The 17230-nt window shown below is 56.6% G+C and carries 20 protein-coding genes; 8 read left to right on the top strand and 12 right to left on the bottom strand.

The window, feature by feature from the left end; all coding sequences use genetic code 11:
- The first annotated feature begins 563 nt into the window (after positions 1-563).
- Genes VM554_13860 through VM554_13830 form a run of 7 tightly spaced genes read left to right on the top strand, consistent with a single transcriptional unit; the run spans position 564 to position 4981 of the window.
- Positions 564-737, top strand: a complete 174-nt coding sequence (locus VM554_13860; protein ID HVJ09460.1) for a hypothetical protein — start codon at positions 564-566, stop codon at positions 735-737.
- A gap of 7 nt (positions 738-744) precedes the next feature.
- The gene (locus VM554_13855; protein HVJ09459.1) at positions 745-1119 is read left to right on the top strand and encodes a hypothetical protein; all 375 of its coding nucleotides are present in this window, start codon (positions 745-747) and stop codon (positions 1117-1119) included.
- Positions 1120-1130: 11 nt separating this feature from the next.
- On the top strand, positions 1131-1664 hold the full coding sequence (locus tag VM554_13850; protein HVJ09458.1) for a type II toxin-antitoxin system Phd/YefM family antitoxin: 534 nt from the start codon (positions 1131-1133) through the stop codon (positions 1662-1664).
- Positions 1639-2517: a ThiF family adenylyltransferase gene (locus tag VM554_13845; protein ID HVJ09457.1), complete on the top strand. Its 879-nt coding sequence runs from the start codon at positions 1639-1641 to the stop codon at positions 2515-2517. The genes VM554_13850 and VM554_13845 overlap by 26 nt, the downstream gene beginning before the upstream one ends.
- The gene (locus VM554_13840) at positions 2504-3424 is read left to right on the top strand and encodes a hypothetical protein (GenBank protein HVJ09456.1); all 921 of its coding nucleotides are present in this window, start codon (positions 2504-2506) and stop codon (positions 3422-3424) included. The genes VM554_13845 and VM554_13840 overlap by 14 nt, the downstream gene beginning before the upstream one ends.
- A gap of 4 nt (positions 3425-3428) precedes the next feature.
- Entirely contained in the window at positions 3429-4298 is an 870-nt protein-coding gene (locus VM554_13835; GenBank protein ID HVJ09455.1) for a hypothetical protein, read from the top strand.
- Positions 4298-4981 carry a hypothetical protein gene (locus tag VM554_13830; GenBank protein ID HVJ09454.1) on the top strand — a complete coding sequence of 228 codons (684 nt, stop codon included), beginning with the start codon at positions 4298-4300 and terminating at the stop codon, positions 4979-4981. The genes VM554_13835 and VM554_13830 overlap by 1 nt, the downstream gene beginning before the upstream one ends.
- Positions 4982-5069: 88 nt before the next feature.
- Here the strand turns inward: VM554_13830 and mobF are convergent, their stop codons facing one another.
- From mobF to VM554_13800, 6 genes are all read right to left on the bottom strand, one after another.
- The gene (gene mobF / locus VM554_13825; GenBank protein HVJ09453.1) at positions 5070-7850 is read right to left on the bottom strand and encodes a MobF family relaxase; all 2781 of its coding nucleotides are present in this window, start codon (positions 7848-7850) and stop codon (positions 5070-5072) included.
- Between the two features lie 8 nt (positions 7851-7858).
- Entirely contained in the window at positions 7859-9856 is a 1998-nt protein-coding gene (locus VM554_13820; GenBank protein ID HVJ09452.1) for a type IV secretion system DNA-binding domain-containing protein, read from the bottom strand.
- 4 nt (positions 9857-9860) lie between these two features.
- Complete coding sequence (locus VM554_13815) at positions 9861-10238, bottom strand: hypothetical protein (GenBank protein HVJ09451.1); 378 nt, start codon at positions 10236-10238, stop codon at positions 9861-9863.
- A 189-nt stretch (positions 10239-10427) separates the two neighbouring features.
- Positions 10428-10754 (bottom strand): hypothetical protein, encoded by a 327-nt coding sequence (locus VM554_13810; protein HVJ09450.1) that lies wholly within the window; start codon positions 10752-10754, stop codon positions 10428-10430.
- A gap of 24 nt (positions 10755-10778) precedes the next feature.
- Complete coding sequence (locus VM554_13805) at positions 10779-11726, bottom strand: RepB family DNA primase (protein HVJ09449.1); 948 nt, start codon at positions 11724-11726, stop codon at positions 10779-10781.
- 92 nt (positions 11727-11818) lie between these two features.
- The gene (locus tag VM554_13800) at positions 11819-12208 is read right to left on the bottom strand and encodes a single-stranded DNA-binding protein (GenBank protein HVJ09448.1); all 390 of its coding nucleotides are present in this window, start codon (positions 12206-12208) and stop codon (positions 11819-11821) included.
- Positions 12209-12417: 209 nt separating this feature from the next.
- On the opposite strand from VM554_13800, the gene VM554_13795 reads away from it, so the two are divergent.
- The gene (locus tag VM554_13795) at positions 12418-12720 is read left to right on the top strand and encodes a hypothetical protein (GenBank protein HVJ09447.1); all 303 of its coding nucleotides are present in this window, start codon (positions 12418-12420) and stop codon (positions 12718-12720) included.
- Here VM554_13795 and VM554_13790 read toward each other — a convergent pair.
- The 6 genes from VM554_13790 to VM554_13765 all read right to left on the bottom strand — a co-directional run bounded on the left by VM554_13790 (position 12690) and on the right by VM554_13765 (position 17053).
- Positions 12690-13667 (bottom strand): ATPase, T2SS/T4P/T4SS family, encoded by a 978-nt coding sequence (locus VM554_13790; GenBank protein HVJ09446.1) that lies wholly within the window; start codon positions 13665-13667, stop codon positions 12690-12692. The two genes, VM554_13795 and VM554_13790, sit on opposite strands and share 31 nt — an antisense overlap.
- Positions 13664-14416 (bottom strand): VirB8/TrbF family protein, encoded by a 753-nt coding sequence (locus tag VM554_13785; GenBank protein HVJ09445.1) that lies wholly within the window; start codon positions 14414-14416, stop codon positions 13664-13666. Before VM554_13785 ends, VM554_13790 begins: the two co-directional genes overlap by 4 nt.
- A gap of 196 nt (positions 14417-14612) precedes the next feature.
- Complete coding sequence (locus VM554_13780; GenBank protein ID HVJ09444.1) at positions 14613-15536, bottom strand: hypothetical protein; 924 nt, start codon at positions 15534-15536, stop codon at positions 14613-14615.
- Positions 15537-15553: 17 nt separating this feature from the next.
- The gene (locus VM554_13775; protein HVJ09443.1) at positions 15554-15760 is read right to left on the bottom strand and encodes a hypothetical protein; all 207 of its coding nucleotides are present in this window, start codon (positions 15758-15760) and stop codon (positions 15554-15556) included.
- Positions 15761-15771: 11 nt separating this feature from the next.
- Positions 15772-16557: a hypothetical protein gene (locus VM554_13770; protein ID HVJ09442.1), complete on the bottom strand. Its 786-nt coding sequence runs from the start codon at positions 16555-16557 to the stop codon at positions 15772-15774.
- 247 nt (positions 16558-16804) lie between these two features.
- Positions 16805-17053, bottom strand: a complete 249-nt coding sequence (locus tag VM554_13765; protein ID HVJ09441.1) for a hypothetical protein — start codon at positions 17051-17053, stop codon at positions 16805-16807.
- Positions 17054-17230 lie beyond the last annotated feature (177 nt).

Here is a 17230-nt window from a genome sequence, read left to right as displayed (position 1 = left end):
ACGGGTTCCGACCGGCTCTGCCATAAAGCCGCATGAAGCGGGGGTACTTAACGAAGAAAGAAATTGGGTCTTCTTCCGAATGGTTTTGGGGAGGGGCGTTGCGGGGAAGGAACGAACCCGCTGGGATGGGTCGTGGAAGACGCCGGGTTGATGGGCGGCTGGAATGAGGGAAGGGACTCCTTCCCTACAACAAACAGAATGCTCATCGATGGCAGGTAACCACTCAATCCCGTCAGAATGATTCTTGTCTGTCCGCTTCTCCCCAGAGCCCCTTCATATTGCGGTCCAGAGGCGCATTTGGTGATCGGTCACCGTAGCGTCTAGTAGGCGGGGTGCCAACAGTAGGTATGTCGTTGATTATAGATTTGTTATTGAATCTAGATTTTCTGCTTCCAAGACACTTCTAGATGCCTGACCACAGTCCCACCAAACGCTAGATCGATTGCTGTGCAGGAGGCTTTCTCAGGCCAACATTTTTCGAGTTTTTAGAAAAATACTTGACACAGAGTCAAGTCGTCATACACTATGCAATTACAACAGTTGCACAATGAAAGGAGGGTTAGATGGACAAAAAGCCAACAATTCAAGAGTTGGAACGCCTGCTCAATACCGAGGAGGACACACCGATCCAGATTCTCCCCAATGGAGAGATTAGAGCCGTTGGTCAAGCAAGCGGCTCAGACTTGGCTGGCAAAAAGCCATTAACCATGCGCGAAAACTTGGGCGGGGAGTACTGAGGGCGCCATGGACATCACTCGCATACAAAGAGAGTTTGTCGAGGCGCAGAAAACCTTCGCCTATCTGGAACTGCACCCCACTACCGATGGCAAGGTATACGCCAAGACTGCTTTACAGACCGCCACTGGGATGTATGTGCTGTCGATTAGGTTTCCGGAGAGCTATCCAAATGAGATGCCGAGGGTGTACGTAGATGCACCTGTCATCACCACCGCACCACATCGATATAACGCTGGGAATGTTTGCTACATGCACCCGACTATGTGGAACCCCGGCATCCACAACCTCACCTTTGTGATCGGCCGTGCGGCGAAGTGGCTAAACAAATATGAGATTTGGCGCGTGCGCGGAACTTGGCCAGGCGCGCAAATCAAACACTGACAGAGGTCACGTTGAAGATTGATTTCAAAACACTACCGATGATGGAGCTGCGGAGTTCTCCTGGCGAAGTGCTGGACCGCGTGGCGCGGGACGGTGAAGTGTTTGTCGTTGAACGAAACGGTCAGCCGAAGGCTTGCCTCGTCCCTGTCTCTTTCCTCTTGCCAGACGTTTCGCCAGATCGCATCAACGAAGAACTAACCAAGCTCGGCGAGAAAAAGGAGGAATTCAAGCTCACGATCAACGATCAGAAGGAATTGGAGATCAATTTCCACGAAGTTGTCGCCGGCGAGAGCCTTGTGATGAGTATTGTGCTGCCTCACGGGTATCCGGATTCGGCTCCTCGGCTCTACATCGCTCCAGTTCCCGCTGAGACGCCGCATCAATGGCCTGACGGCTCCTTATCCATTTTTGGCGCGACAGCAACCTGGAATGCAAAACGGCACGATGTGATTTATGCCCTTGGACTCACCCGGCTGTGGCTTAAGCAATACGCCAAGTGGCGGAGGACGGGGGAGTGGAATGATGAGCGGAGGCTTCATGACTAACGACAGAACATTCGACAGAATTGAAGCGTTGTTCGATGTACGGCTCTTCTCCGGCGTGAAGGTATTCATCGCCGGATGCGGCTCCGGCGGTGCCAGCGTGGCGTTGCAGCTTGTCATGTCAGGCATCCGTAATTTCACCTTGTTGGATCGGGACATTCTGGAACCTGAGAATGTGATCCGTCACGTCTGCGGAAGGAGATATCTCGGCTGGAAGAAGACGGAGGCCGTTGCAGATGTGCTCCGTGATCGCAACCCCAACATCGACATCAAGACCATTGATGACGATCTCATGAGTTATCCGGATCTTGTTTCGGAAATGCTCAAGTGCGATGTCGTCGTTTTGGCAACTGACAACGAACCGTCCCGGTACAAGCTCAACGAAATCTGCGTGCAGAACGATATACCGTTCGTGGTTGGCAGGGTATTTACGCGTGGCATCGGTGGCGAGGTCTTCGCTTATAGGCCGGGGCAGGGAGGGTGCCTTGCGTGTCTTGAGTCCTTCCTGCAGCGAACGACTTTCCGCGAGGGCATCAAGGAGATTGACCTGGTGTCCGAGGAAGAGCACGAGAAGGTCTACGGAATGGAGATCGAAGAGATTAAAGACTCGCCTGGTCTCGCCGTGGACATTTCTTTCATCACGGCATTTCACGCCCGGTTTGTTCTGGACGCCATCGCCAGAAAACTCGCCGAGCGACCGAAGTTCCTTACTCTGCTCAAAGAGAACTACATAGTTTGGGGCAACCGCCCTGTTCACCCATTCAACAAAGACTTTCAACTCCAGCGAATAGAACTGCCTCAGCAAGAGTCGTGCGCCGTATGCGCGGGGAGGATCGCCGACCATGTCCATGTTTAGATCGAAAGACATACCGATCTCGATCACCATCGCCAGAGGCGTGCTCGAATCGATTTTTGATGAGTGTGACCTTTACGATTCGCACGAAACCGGTGGTCGCTTGATCGGTACTTACTCAAAGAAGGGCTCTAACTATGACATTCAATTGCGTGGCGTCCTTGCGCCGGGTCCCGCCGCTCAGCGGTCGGCCACGAGCTTCATTCAGGATGGTGAATACCAGGAGGCGCTCTTCCGCAAAATCGAATTGGAGCATCCAGACATTGAGCATTTGGGGAATTGGCACACACACCATTGCAACGGTCTAGCCACGCTTAGTCACGGGGACCATACTACCTATCACCGGATCGTCAACCACGAGAAGCACAATACTGACTTCTTTTATGCTCTTCTCGTAGTAAGGAAGACGCCCGGTAATGACACCCGCTACTCGGTAAAGCACTTTATTTTTCACCGGAATAGCAACCGGGTCGATGAAGTTCCGTCGTCTGAGGTGCGTATCGTTGATGCGGCGGCTCTCGTTCCTAGAAACGACAATCGTCAGAAGGCCCCCCCAGCTTCGATCTCAGCGGCGATGCCGTCAGCATCGCTGAATGCCGAACGGGTCAAGGATCAGGAATTCTTTTCTGACATTTTCCCAAATCTCAGGGCTCTATTTTCGAAGAGTGCGAATGCGCTCTATTGGAAAGGCAGTGTTGAACTCGTGGATGGTTCTCGAGCCCAGGTCGTTGCCATTGAAAACCCTGACTCCGTCACGCCGAGCTACTCGATCACAACAGACTTTCAAAAACACGGAGTGGAAGAGCTGATCGAGAGGTACAAGAACCATACTTTTAGGTCGGCCCGACACGCCGTCCTGACGTTTCAAACGGATCTGAATAGGGTTCTTTATCAGAATCGGAAAGGATAGTTCGATGAACATCATCACAGCAGGAGTTGGTCAAGGCGCACTCACGATCGTTCGGCATGGTGGCGAGGCCATCATCGTTGATTCCCGCATTCCACCCGCCGACGATGACACCGTCGCATTCGTCAAAGAGTTACTTGCTGTGTCACTTAAGGGTCACAACGTGAAGGGATTCATCCTCACGGGGTTCGATGATGACCATTGCGACACGGTTGGCACATCGATCATCCTGCGGAAATATCGGCCTGATTGGGTGATGTATCCAAAATACTACAAGGACACGAGCGAGGCCGAATCGGTGTTCGCGGTCATTGATGAAGAAGAGCGTGCGCGCCGCAACTCCGGGAGTCCCCTGAAGCGAATTTCCGTTCGTCTTGACCGGCTGACCGACCGTAGGCTCTATGGACTGTCAGACCAGTTCGACTTTGAATTGTTCTCTCCACATATTGAAGATATGGACTGTTCCAACAATTGCAGCATCGTCCTGAAACTGACGGGCCGCGGCCCGCGCGGATTCTCCTATTTGATTACAGGCGACACCGAAAACGCGCGGTGGGACACCATTACACGCTTGTTCGGAGATTCGCTCAAGTCTCATGTCATGGCGGCTTCACATCATGGCTCGAAAAACGGTGCTCACCCAGCGTCCTTGCTTTTAATCGCCCCCCACACCATATTGATCAGCGCCGGAGTAGAGAGTCAGTATGGTCATCCGCATCCTGGTGCGGTGCAGGTCTTCAGCCGTGTTGCGCAACGTGTCTACTCGACAAACATGAATGGCGGTGTGTCGCTCCTTACACAGCCAGGCGCTACAGAAATCGTCACAACTCTCATCCCGTGCGCAGCGGCGGGAGTCGCGAGATCGGTGCCGGCGTGATGACAACGAAGAAAGCGGCGACCAGTGACACATCTCGGAAAGAGCCCTATCTCAAGGGTAAGAACTCGCTCTACCTGTGGAGCTTTGTCGGCTTGAACGTCGCCGTATTCCTCTCTCTTGTGGCAACTCGCCATTTCGATAGCGTCTCGATTGAATTCTGGTGGACGCATGTCACCGCCAAGAACGGGGTCTTTGCAGCGAGTATCCCACTAGCCGTAATTATCTTCGCCGGTTTACTAAGCGACATAAGCAAGGCGAGGCTTGTGTTTTGGAGGTGGCATCAGCCGCTGCCGGGAACCCGTGTTTTCTCTGAGCTGATTTCGACGGACTCTCGAATCGACTTGGCGGCGCTCAAGAAATACATCGGAAGGTTCCCTCGCGCGCCTCAAGAACAAAATGCCCTCTGGTACAAGCTCTATAGGAAGCACAAGATGACCCGTTCAGTTTGGGAGTCCCATAAGGTCTATCTGTTGACTAGAGACATGAGTGCAATTGCGGCATCTGCCGTCTTCTTGTTTTCAGTTGGTGCGGCAATTGCCGGAGTCGATTTGCGGACAGTAGTCACTTATTTCGTGTTCCTTGCAGCACAATATGTGCTAATAGCCAAAGCGGCTCGTAATTACGGCAATCGGTTCGTACTGAATGTCGTCTGTGAGGAATCGTCGTCCCTACTGAATCGCTAATCTCATGGGCCATCCCTCGCTTGTGGAGACTAGTGAACCTGTGAAGTCGTAGTCAGTACTTGCTGTTGCAGCCTGCTTTTGCGAAAGCTCAGAGTGCCAACCCAAGGCCCGCTCCGGGCGTCTTTTTCAACGCCGCAGCCTGTTCCAATCCCGCATGTGCGACCGGACTTTGAGATTTGGCGAAATCGAGAGCGGACGCTTTGCTCACGTCGCGGCCCAGGTTTTCGGCGAGCGTGGCCGCATCGTTGGTGAAAATTTGCGCATCATGCGAGGCACGAGAAACAGACACGTAGGCGAACCTGGTATTGATAAGCTCGGAGTGAACATTGGTGTCCATGTTCACCAGAACGCGCTCCGAAGTGATTCCCTGCGAGCTGTGCGAGGTTACCGCGTATCCATGATCGAAGTGCCGCATCTGGGCTGGGTCGAAGGTAACGGTTTTCTCTTTTTCGCCGTCCATGCGGACGGTGATCCTCCCGCTCCCGTCGATCTGTTGAATGGTGCCGAGGTCACGATTGGCAACGCCAAGCTCCTTAATGGGAGCCGTAAATTGAATCCGGTCATGAATAGCAAACTCCCGCTCGATCTCACGGTAAGCAGAGATGCCGTGCAGCCGGGAGGGATCGTAAGTTATCTGCTCTCCGCTCGGCGTGCGCACGGTGACAAGATTCTCGTCCGGGTTCGTAACCATGACCTGCGTATAGCTGCCGCGCTCAATGCCAGACTCCTTGCTCCCGCGAATGTAGTGCAGTACATCACCAGCTTGGTAGCGTGCGGCCCACTCCCGATCCGCGCCAGTCATGTCGGAGCGCGGCGTGAGCACGCGCATGGCGTGGTCGTTCCTGTCGAGAAGCCCACGCGCCTGTAATTCCTGGCGCACGGCCTGATTGATCGCCCGGCGCGAAGCGTTGTCCGGCGAAACAATGATGGTGTTATCGGGACTGTCGGCATAGTTCCGGGCTATCGAGGCAATGCGTTTTTGCGGGTCGGCAATCTCTGTGATCCGCCCCTGCTGATCGAGCAGAGCAACACCTTCGGCCACTTCGCCGCGCGACAGATGCTCGACGGCGCGCAGCAGTTCGGGGTCTTTCTGGCGCACGATCTGGTCGAGCCGCGCAGTCTGCATCCCGGCCTGCTGCAACTGCTCAAAGGGCTTTCCGGCTTCGACGCTCTGATGCTGCCGGATGTCGCCAATGAGCAGAACCTTGTCCTGGGGGCCAATCTTTTCGAGAAGATCCCGCATCTGTTTCGTCGATGCCAGTGAGGATTCATCAACCATATAAAGATGCTTCTGCGCTGAATCGCCGGCATTCCGGCTGCGGGCGAGGAAACCTTGCAGCGTGTCGGCGGAGATGCCGGCGTCGCGGAGCTGACGCGCCGCGCGGGAGGTCGGGGCGAAGCCCTCGACTGCATAGCCGCGCTGCTCGGCGGCTTCACGCACAATTTTGAGAGCTGAGGTCTTACCTACACCGGCGCTGCCTTGCAAGCCCTGTATCCGGTCGTGTGACGTAAGTATCTGTTCGATGGAATTTCGTTGCGATGAGTTGAGTTGCGCATGAGCATCCGTGAGCGGAACAGCCTGTTGTATAGGCATCAGTTGCGGTGCTTGGCCCCGCCCATCCAGTACCGTCCGCACGATCTCTTTTTCTGTTTGAACCATCTCAGCGGTCGTAAACCTGCGAGCCGAATCATGTTTCTCGCCAGAGACAAGCTGAAATTCACCGGATGCAATTCGCCTCTCGAAGCTGGCGCGAATCTCCGGGTAGGTTGTCTCTCCCATACCGCGCCTCATGGCGTCGGTAAGCAACGCCCGCTCATCCTGAACCGCCTCGCGCTCGAAGCCGCGGTCCCGCGCAAAAGTCAGAGCGGAGTGTGCCTGCTTCTGGCGTTCCTCGACCACCGGTTTCTGAGTTTGTCCGATGTGCCTCTTCCGCGCCTCGGCAACGACATGGTCAGCCTGGTTGCCGAACTCAACGGCGATCTGGCGATGCGCCGCCAACACTTCATCGGGTGACAGAATCACCTTCTTGTCGCGTGTGTTGTGGGCCGCAATCTGCGCCGCTTCCGGGCCGCTGAACCCGTTACGAGCCAGGGCTTCCTCGATCTGCTGACGCCGGGGACTGGAAGCGTCAAGGTACTCCTGCGAGTATCCCTTGATCTCCGGCGCACCGCTCTTGCCCGGTTCGATCTCGTAGCCGAGCTTGCGAAGCCGGTACATCAGCTCCGATTGGTAGACAGCGGTCGCGTAACTTTGAGTGGCAAAGAAACTCCGTTCCTGAAGCGCGCGCATTTGGCCGTTCTCACGTTCCGTCATATTGAAAATGACGGCGTGGGTATGAAGTTGAGGCGCGGCGTAGCCTTCCACCGGACGGGCGGTGTCGTGCTCGAACTTGGCGGCCACAAACTGGCCGGTCATTTCAGCCGGACGGTTACCGCCGATCCGCGCCTGGGTATATCGTTCCAACTCATTCAGCGCGACGTTTACTGCTTCTCGGTGGGCCTCGCGCACCTGGTCATCTCCGCCGACAAGGGCGGTCAGCGATACCGACTTTGGCGCGCTGAAAGTCGCGTCCCACCCGGCACGGTGCTCGACCGGCGCAACGGTCTTACCGTCTTCTGTCTTATATTCCTGCACCTTGCGGTGGCGAACCAACTGCTCGCCGGTCGTGGGGTTCTGGCCTTCGGAGAGCCGGGCGAATTCCTCGGCCCCTACTGCGCCGGAGAGACCGAGCCGCTGGGCCAGCTTACCGTGCCATTCCCCTTGTATCGTGTCGGTTTGCTTCCAATAGTTCTGCTCGGCAGACGTAAATTCTTTTTCGTGATAGGTCTGCGCCTGGCTGGCGGAAAGCGGTTTGGAGATGGTCAGCATGATTCACCTCAACCTCGCGTAATGAGGTTTTGCTGGTCGTCGGCATCGGGAGCGATGGCCGGTTCCGGTTCGATCTGTTGGGCGACCGGCAGCGTATTGGGCTGCGATGTGGGTGTGTCTTCCGGCACTTGTTTCAATTCCGTATTCGGTTCGGCGTCATTGACAGGCACGGGATCATACGGCAGCTTGTCGTCGGGCCGTTCGCGCCGCTCAAAACCTTCGGCAACTTCCGGCATGTTGAAGTACGGGAACGAAAATCGCGTGACGTAATTTTGATATTTCATGTAGGCGTGGAGGTCGGCGAGACCGGCGATTTCCGATTCCAGAACCAGCGGCTCCACCTGCCGGTCGAGTGCGAAGTTCCGGCCTGAGCGCGTGCCGTCAAAGTGCGTCTCGCGCAGCCGCTCGATTTCCACTTTGCCGATGAACTTCGAGACCCATTCGCCGGCATTCGGTTCCTTGGTGGTGAGCCAAACGCTGGTAGCGGGCTGCGAGAGCATGACCTCGGCCAGATGCCCATACAGATATTCAAGCTGGGCCTTGCCCTGAAAGCCAAGGACAACAGGGTTGTTGCTCTTGCGCGCCTCGGTGATCGCCGTATGGAGTTGCGGAAGTTTTTGCAAGCTCGCCAACTCGTCGATCACAAACCATACACGCTTCTGTGCCGCAGTCGGCTCATTGAGCAGGCGCAAAACCAGCCAATCAATCCACAAGCTCTGCAAGGGGCGCAACGCTTCACGCTCTGCCGGAAGTGAGGTAAGAAAGATCCAGCCCTGGCGTTTCTCAGCCCATTCCGTCGCCGTCCATGCGCCGTTGGCCTCGCTCTTTTTGGGGAGCAGGCGGAGGCTATCGGCAACCAGTCCCAGCGAAGCCAAAACACCGGCTCTCTGCTGGTGCGCGTGCGGGTCGATCAGGTGGGCGTGCTCCGTTCCCTGCAACCTGCGGTCGATCTCTGCCGGGTTCGACATCCACTGGACAAGTTGATCAGGCGTCGGCCTGTAGGCCATGAGAAACGCAAATATCTTCTGCGGCGATTCGATGAAAAACTCGCCCTTCTTGTCCTGCGGCGGTTGGAACAAAGAGACGGCCAGGGCTTTGGCTTCCGATCGGGTGCGCAGTTCTTCGGCTGGCCCCCAATAGGGGCAGCGCCGGTCGAGTGGATTCAGGATCATGTCGCCGCGGTCGGGGTCATAAAACCGTTTCACGTACTCGCGCGCCGGGTCATAGACAATGGCCGAATCACCCCGGCTGCGTACCTGCCGGAGTGCCTGGGCGAGTAGAGCACTTTTACCGGCCCCGGTGTCGCCGATGACCTGCATGTGCTGGGCCTCGGCGCGGGCCGGGATGCGCAGCATCTTGCGCATCCCATCGATTTTGAAGCCAATGCCGTCGCCTTTGACGACCCGGTTGAACTGCTGTGGCGTCAGCATCTCCGGGCCTTTGAGCCGACGGCCATAGCGAAGCTGTTTCTGCCGTTCCACATCTTTCCAAACCGCGAATGGCAGTGCGATTAGAAAAATCGCCACGCCGCAGATGAGCGGTGGCCGAAAGAAAACGGGCAGACTGGTTCCTCCGTAGATAACATCCTTCATGTAGTCGCGCAGCCGGGCATCATCGAAGCTGCGCAGCGGACCACGGAAAAGGAGCGTGTATCCATGCTGCAAAGCATCTTCGGTAAGTGCAAGGGGAATGGTTTTGTCGTCCGGTTCCGGAGTCCTCCCCAGCCTCACATCGGCGTTGTGCGCCGGCTGCGGCGGGAGTCCGTGCCCCGTGACAAAGAGCACCCGATAGTTGCTCCGATGGCTTTTGCTGAACGCGCCGATTACCGATGTGCGCTCGTAAAGTGGCAGGTAGTACCTCTGCAAAGGTGTCGTGGCGAGACGAATCCAGCCGCAGACAAAGAGGAAAGTCAGCACAACAGAAAAGAACGCCGTGCTGTAAGTGTAGATCGGAATTTGATAGGGCCAGACGACCGATTCTTTGCGACCCCATGTGGCGTTCCGCATACATCTACCTCTTGCGCTCAGACACAAGTTTTCCTGCCAGTTCGTACTTGGCTGTGCCGATCTCGTCGAGCAGTTTGTCGAACGCTTCCGGGGTCAATCTCTGCCCGGTAGCGAGCGTGCGAAGGACATTGACAAGCAGCAAGCGCACACCAATGATTTCGGGCAGAGCAACTGTACTGGTGCTCATGTCCGAGTTTTCATCAATGGCGCGCAGCGCCAAGTCACGCAACCACTCTCCGGTGGTTTTCATTTCAGCACCGGCAGTAGCTTCCACGGCACGTTGTTCGGCTTCGGTTAATTTGGTTGTGAGGGTGTGATTGCGGCTCTCGCGGCCACGGATAGCGCCGCGCTTGTGCGGTGTCTCTGAACTCAAAATCGGCATCGCAATTACCTCCAATTTCGGAAAATCGTGTGGAGCCGATAAGCTCCCTGTATTTCGTAAGTCGCTGTGTTTACGATGGAACCCATTGGCTCCCGCAGGGAGCTAAACAGCACCCTGCTAGGGATGGAGTGTCCAAATTCTTCCGGCGCAAAGCGCCGTAGTGGCTCTGCCACCCCTGTAGGCGCAGGATCATGCCTTCGATCCCGCCACGATTGCCGGTATATTGGCTGCCGATGACGCGGCGGAAACCGGCTTCTTTGCGGACGGCTCTACTGCATCATTGGCGGCTGCTCTACGCACACGAAGCGTGGGCGTAATCCGCCGCGCTTCGGGCGACTTGATGAACTCCTGAAAGTCGCGGTCCTTAGCGAAGACATAGGCGAGCGCTTGCTCCATGACTTCGTCCGCGGATGCGTGGATGAATGCGGCATACTGATCGAGCTGCAATGCGGTCGTATCCGTGAGCCGAATCGAGGCGCTGACGTAACGGGTTTGAGTGACTTCAAGCAGTGGCATATCGTTCTCCTTTTGGCTGTGGAATCAGGCCGTCCTTCGATGGGCAATCATGTGCTGGGCGGTGGTCGCAATCTCCCGTGCACGAGCCCCAGCTATGGCGGCGGGAATCTCAAAGCGGCGGCGGACCTCAAGCATGGTGACGACATCGCCAATGGGAATGCCCTCGGCAAGCCAAAGGCGAGCCGAAGCAATATCGACGGTGCGCTGTGCGTAATAGATCGGATCGGGTTTATCGGCGCGGCGCGAAGCAAGCTCGCGCGTTAGCTTCTCAGGGTCTTTGTTGTGGGCAAGTTGGCTGCAAACCCAGGCCCAATCGTTCTCTGAATGGGAGTGCTTATACGACGGTGATTTGCGTGCGTTCCCGCGTAGCGGCAGCACGCAAGAGTCGACAGTATCATCAAGCCGGATGTCGCCCGGACCGTAGGTGGCATCTGCCGGATATTCGACCGTGACAGGATGAACGGGAGAATACTTCCGGTTGAAGAAACCGGGGATGCGCAGCACCCGGTTTCTGTCGGTGCAAGCGGGATCGCCGCCGAAGGCTTGGGCGAGCAGCTTGAGCGTCTGTTCCTGGCGCTCGAAGTCAAAGCCGGCGACCCGCCAAAGCGCCTGATATTTGCCCGGCGAAGTCGAGAGAATGGTCGTGGGTGCTGGAACTCGATCCGACACCCGCAGCGCAGCGAGCCGGGCATCTCCATCCTCATCTATATCTATATAGATGTGACGGACAGAAGCGATGCACTCCTTGGTGCGCTTCCGGCTGCCGGGGCGGAGTGGATTGGCAGAGACATAGATGTTCGCGCCATTATCATTCTCGAAAGTGAGCCAAGCCATATAGCGCGGCGCGAGAACTTGTTCGAGCGTGACCACGCGCTGCTGTGGCCGGGTTGCATCTTCCCGGCGCAGCAAGAGCGCAATCGTCTCGCAGGAGGCGAAACAACGGGTGAGGAAATTGGCGGCAACCTGGTTCATGTTTGACCTCGTTCGGGGCGTGATTCCACAGGCCGGTTAGCAGAGGGGAAGCCCGGCAATGCCGGGCTTCCGTGAAGGGCCGAGACGAAGCCTTACGCGGCCTCGTCCTCGACAGGAATCTCCTCCTCGAAGACTTCCTCGGCGGCCTTTTCGGCGCGGTCGAGCTTGAGGATGGAGGCAACGCGGATGCTGTCGGTGCGCACCGGCTTTTTGGCCTTCTTGGGCGTGTACTCGGTGTGGCGAATCTCACCCTCGACCTGTACGTGCGCGCCCTTCTTGAGCGTGGCCGCGAACTCGCCGAACTTGCCGAAGACGATGCAGCGATGCCATTCGGTGTGCGAAATGTATTCGCCGGACTCTTTGTCTTTGTACGAGGTCTTGGTGGCGATGGAGAAGGTGGTGAACTTCTGGTTGTTCTTGCCGGTGCGAACTTCGGCATCGTTGCCGAGATAGCCAATGAGAGTTGCGCGATTCAGATACATGATTGAGTCTCCGTTTTTGAATTCCCGATCTTGCTCGGGTCACACCTGGCGAAGCTATGCGAGTGGGCGCGACTCCCAAGGTCGAAGCTCTGCATTTGCGGAGGGTCCGACGTAAATCTTTTCGGTGTTCTTTCCGAACAAGATTTCGATGGAAACCGTAAAAGCAGAAGAGCGAGCTTGCCGCCGGGCGTCGCATAGGCCCCGAAGCAGTGACCGAGCAAGAGACGGAATGGAACCGGGGAGACTCGCATCTGAACGCAATCTCTCTGCTTTTCGGCGATGGCATCAACCGGCAAACCAGATCCACGTTCCTCGCCAGACCTCGGGACAAAGAGCCGCGTTTCGCACCCCATGCTGCCGTCTTCACGTTCGGTGCGGCCCCGCTCAAGTGCGCACAGGGTGGGCGGGATTCTGTCTGCGACACCGTGCTCAAGAAGGCTGTTCATGGCCGTGCCTCTGATCCGCGTTTCCATCTGCTCGATCACGCCGCAACCGCAGAGGAAACCCGATAGAGTTCCTCGGTCTCGAAGGACTGGTCCGCGTGGCTGTAGCCTTTCACGGTGATAAGCTCGCGTACTCGGCGCCGGCCCGTGGAATTGCGTTCGCAGTAGAGAACGAAATCGACTGCCTTTCCGGTCTGCGACCGGATGAATTGTTGGTTCAAGTTCGTCCTGGCGCTCAACGCCATATCCGCCAGCCGGTCGAGCGCGTCAAGCGCGGAATCCGCATGGAGAGTCGAGAGTGTTCCGCCGTGGCCGGTGTTCATGGCCTGCAACAAGTCGTAGCCGCATTCATCGCGGATTTCGCCCATGATGATGCGGTCGGGACGGTGCCGCAGAGCGGCGGCGACAAGCTGGCTCGGAGTCACGGCGACTTGGCCCGGAATGGCGGCGACTGCCTCCCAGCGAACGGCATTGGGATGCGCAATCTTCAACTCGGCCGGTTGCTCGATCACAATAAGCCGTTCTCGCATGGGAACGTGATCGAGTAACGCTTTCATCAGGGTTGTTTTGCCAGATCCGGTTCCACCGGCAATGATGCCGTTCTTCCGTTGGCCGATAAGCTCCACCACCGCATCCCGAATCTGACGTGGCAAGCTGCCTGCTGCAACCAATTCATCCGAGGTAAACCAGCGGTTAAATTTGCGCACGGTCAACGTCGGGCCATAGACCGAAGAGGGCGGGCCGACCACGGCCACGCGCGAACCATCGGGCAGGCGTGTATTGAGAATCGGATTCTGGCCGGTGAGGTCCTGGCCGAGAATGCGCGCCACGCGCTCAATCGCCGCTTGAAGCCGCTCGTTTGTGTACGGCGTGCGCAGTTCAATGTGTTCAACCACACCATTGCGATCTGCGAACACACCGGTGGTCCCGTTAACCATTAAGTCGGAGATCGACGGGTCAAGTAGCAACTCGCGCAGTTCTTCGGGAAAGAACGGCAGAATCAATTCGTAACTCATCTTGCCGCTCCCGTGGTTTTTGTCGTGCTTGTTCCGGGCGTAACCACGTCCACCGAGACGCGGTTTTCGTGGAACTCGGTAATGGTGAGTCCCAGCGGATTGATGAACTCATATTGCGGAAACACGCGCGATTGGTCGCTGACCTGTTTGGGATTCAGATAGTAGGTAATGCTGAACAGCCAATGCTCTGTCCGCGGCTCATGGGAGTTTTGCGCAGAGTAGAACTTGTCGAGGGTCATGAGAGCCGTCCCGCGTGCGATGCGCGTACCCTGGACCATCTCTTCGGACATGGTAGTAATGGTCACGTTCTGGACCTGGACATCACTCGATTCAATCTGGCCTGCCGTGACCTGCGAGACGAGATGATTCGCATTGTCGTCGGCCATCAACTTAGAGGCGAGAGCCTGCGAGAGAAAGTAGTAGTTGAGCGGGTATTTCTTGGCGATCACGTCGCGGTTCACCGTATAGCGATAGTTCGCCCAGTCGGTCAGGTAGGTGCGGACTTCGCCCTCGCGTGGACTGTAATTCAAGTCCGAATACTGGATCGCCTGGGCGCGGCCCATCTCATCAATGCGAATGTAGCGGTTGGCAATCGGTCGGTGTGCCAATGATAGGTTCATCCCCAACGAGCCAAGCAGCATTACCGTGCTACAGGCCAGGATGAAGCGGTACGCTTTCCGCTCAGCATAGTGCGAGGCATACACTTCGTTGCCGATCTGATCGGTGAGCAAGACTTGCTCTGGGGTCAATTGTTCTTTAGTGCGTGCTGCGCGTGTGAACATGATGGGGATTCGTCCTTTGCTCAAGAGTGAGAAACAGGTTCAGTGTGTAAAAGAAAACGACAACGGATAGAATGCCGAGAACGGAGAGGAACAGGTAACGCAATGGCCTTGTCAACCCGAGCCGGCGAAGTAAGAGGATTCCGAGAAGGTATTGCCACATAACTTACAGACCTCCAGTCATGGCAATGGCTGAGGCGGCAACGCCGACAGCTTGCGTAATGTTGCTCGCCATTCCAGCGGTTCCGCCAAAGATCGCCTGCGTCATGCTGGGAATAAAGAGCATGTTGATGATGAAGGCAATGAACACCATCGTGCAGGGGATGAGATTGGCAAGCCACATCTCCATCGAATAGTTGCCGTTGAACGTCTGCTGAATGAACGCATTCATAAAGCCGCCCCAAACAAAGATGAACGCGGCGGCCACGGCGCGGATCATGGCAAAGCCGATCAGTACGTCGAGAAAGTGAAAGAACTTAGCCCGGAACGTCCTGGTCATCAACAGCGGAATGAAGACCGGGCCGAACAAGGCCGTGACGCCATAGAGGATGAACGAAGAGCAGTTGATAAGGAACAAAATCGCCGATGCCAACCCCAGGAGTCCCTGCACAATGAAGTAGCAAAGGATCTGTAGAGGAGCCATGAGCGAAGGCATAGCCGTGTTGTCGCCTGCCGTCTTCAAAAGCTGAAGCAGATTGTCGAGCGAGTTCTGGTCGAACGCGGCAACCATCGCCTGCGCGATATACGAAAAGAAGTGGTTGATGCCAAAACTCGCTCCAGGGAACGGATTGACCCAGTAATTGATGAGCAGGCAGCAGATGATAAGCCGTAGCAGAAAGTGGGTCAGATCGCCGGCACGAACCGGGTGCGTGTGAAAGCGCAACGTCATCCCCGACGTGTTCCAATTCACAACCATGCTGATAAGCGTGAACAGGGCGATGCAACTGAGTTCGGTCAATCCAAGCTGCGTCAAAGCGCCGCCGTTTTGTGTGGTCAGATTTGTTAAGTTGTTGGTGAACTGGTAGAGCCAGTCCACGCCGGAGCTCGCGCCCGGTAGCGCCTGCGCCAATAGAGCCGGGGAAACCATCATCTCTGCCTCCCATCGAATCAGGGAATATAGGACCGCCAGGCATCGCCTTCTTTGCCTGCGGCGGAGTTGTGCTGCTTCTTGTTCTGCTCGACCTGTCTGCGAAATTGCTCGCGCAGGACAGCCGCTTTTTGCGCTTCGTAGCGTTGGTAAATCGCGGCGCTGGCGAGAATGCCCAGCGCCGCAAGAATGGCAATCAGGATCTTCGTTTGCAGGAGTCTCAGCATAGAGTTGTCCTTCAGGGAAGATAGGTTTGCCAGGTATTGCCTTCGCGGGCGGCGCTGACATCGTTCGACGCTCGCTGCTGCTGGACAAAGGCCGCGGTATTGAGGTCAATCGCCGCCGCGTTCCTCTGCTGCATGTTGGCGACGGCCATCTGCGTGGCAAGACACGATTGCAAAGTGCCCTGTGTCTGCATCTCGGCCATCTTCTGGGCCTCGGCTGCATTCAGCAAATTCAACTGCTGAACTTCGCTGTTGGTCGTATCCGATCCATCGAGTTCGTTGGCGGCGAGCGTGTTCACAGCCGTTGCGTTCTGTGTCCGCGCTGCCCGGTACTGGCCCACGGCAGTGAGGCAGTCGGGCGAAACGGAGTCCGAGGCCTCGATCATGGCAAGCTGCGAAAGTTGCGCGCTGCCCGGCGTCTGACCCTGTAAGTAAGTGGTTGTGTTGCCCGATACCGCGACGGTCCCTGCCGTCCATGCCATTGAAGATGCGGACGGCGAGTTGGTATTGAGCGCCGTGGTCATCCCGTTAGTCTCGCCAAACAGGTTTTTTACGTTGGTGTTTTTCAACGTGGTCAATACCGCCTGCCATTGCTGCTTGGCCGAGAAGTGGGTGAGGTTGTTCTTGATCGCGTTGTACTGCATCTGGAGCGTGGTGAGTTGTTGGACCAGGCTCCCGTAGCTGGTCGGATCGAAAACGATGTCCCCGAGACCGAACAGGGCGAAGCCCGGCGTTGCGGTCGCGAGTACAGCCGTACCGGCGATAAGCCATTTGCGGTGTTTCTTCAGTTTGAGTTGCATGAAGCCTCCTTTTTTTTGCGCGGTTACAGACATTGCGGACAGGTCGGATCGAACCTGTCCAGGGTGAAACATTTGCCGTGCTCCAAAAGAGTGCATGGGAAATGCAACACTCGTTCGGTGATCTCAGCGCATTCATCCAACGCGCACGCGAGGATGTTCTGTGTGACAGGCATTGCGAGGACGAAAAGCGCCAGTGCGATCAACCCGGCCTTGACGAAAAGCCTGCGGCGATTGATTAGGTGCGGCATCATGCGTCTTCCTCGTTAGCAAGCTGGCGTGCAGCCTGCGGGATCATGGCAACCCACTCCTGGCCGGCACGTTCGATGGCTTCCGCGAGGGTGTAGTCGTACTCGGCAAGCCAATCGGCGCGGTTGAGGACAAGCGCGACGGCGACCTTCTCTCCGGTGGACTGCGCGGCCCAGGCATCGTGACCGCCGCGCTTTGCGCTTCTGGCCTTATTGAGCAAGTGCTTGTATCGATCGTTTAATATGCTCATCGCCCTGTTTCTCTTTACAGCGTGGGGTCCATGCGGTGTTCCGCGTAAGACGGAATGAGGATGTCGCGGCCCACGTAAACGCGGGCCCGCGACCCTTCCTTCAGCGTGATAACCGGAAGTCGATTCAGAAAGTGATTGAGTACCTGTTCGCCTTCGGCAGCCGTCTGCTCGGAGATG

The organism is Acidisarcina sp., from assembly GCA_035539175.1.
Classification (GTDB): Bacteria; Acidobacteriota; Terriglobia; order Terriglobales; family Acidobacteriaceae; genus JANXZS01.
Note: the sequence above shows the minus strand (reverse complement) of the source record. Positions and strands in the feature narration are given on the sequence as shown.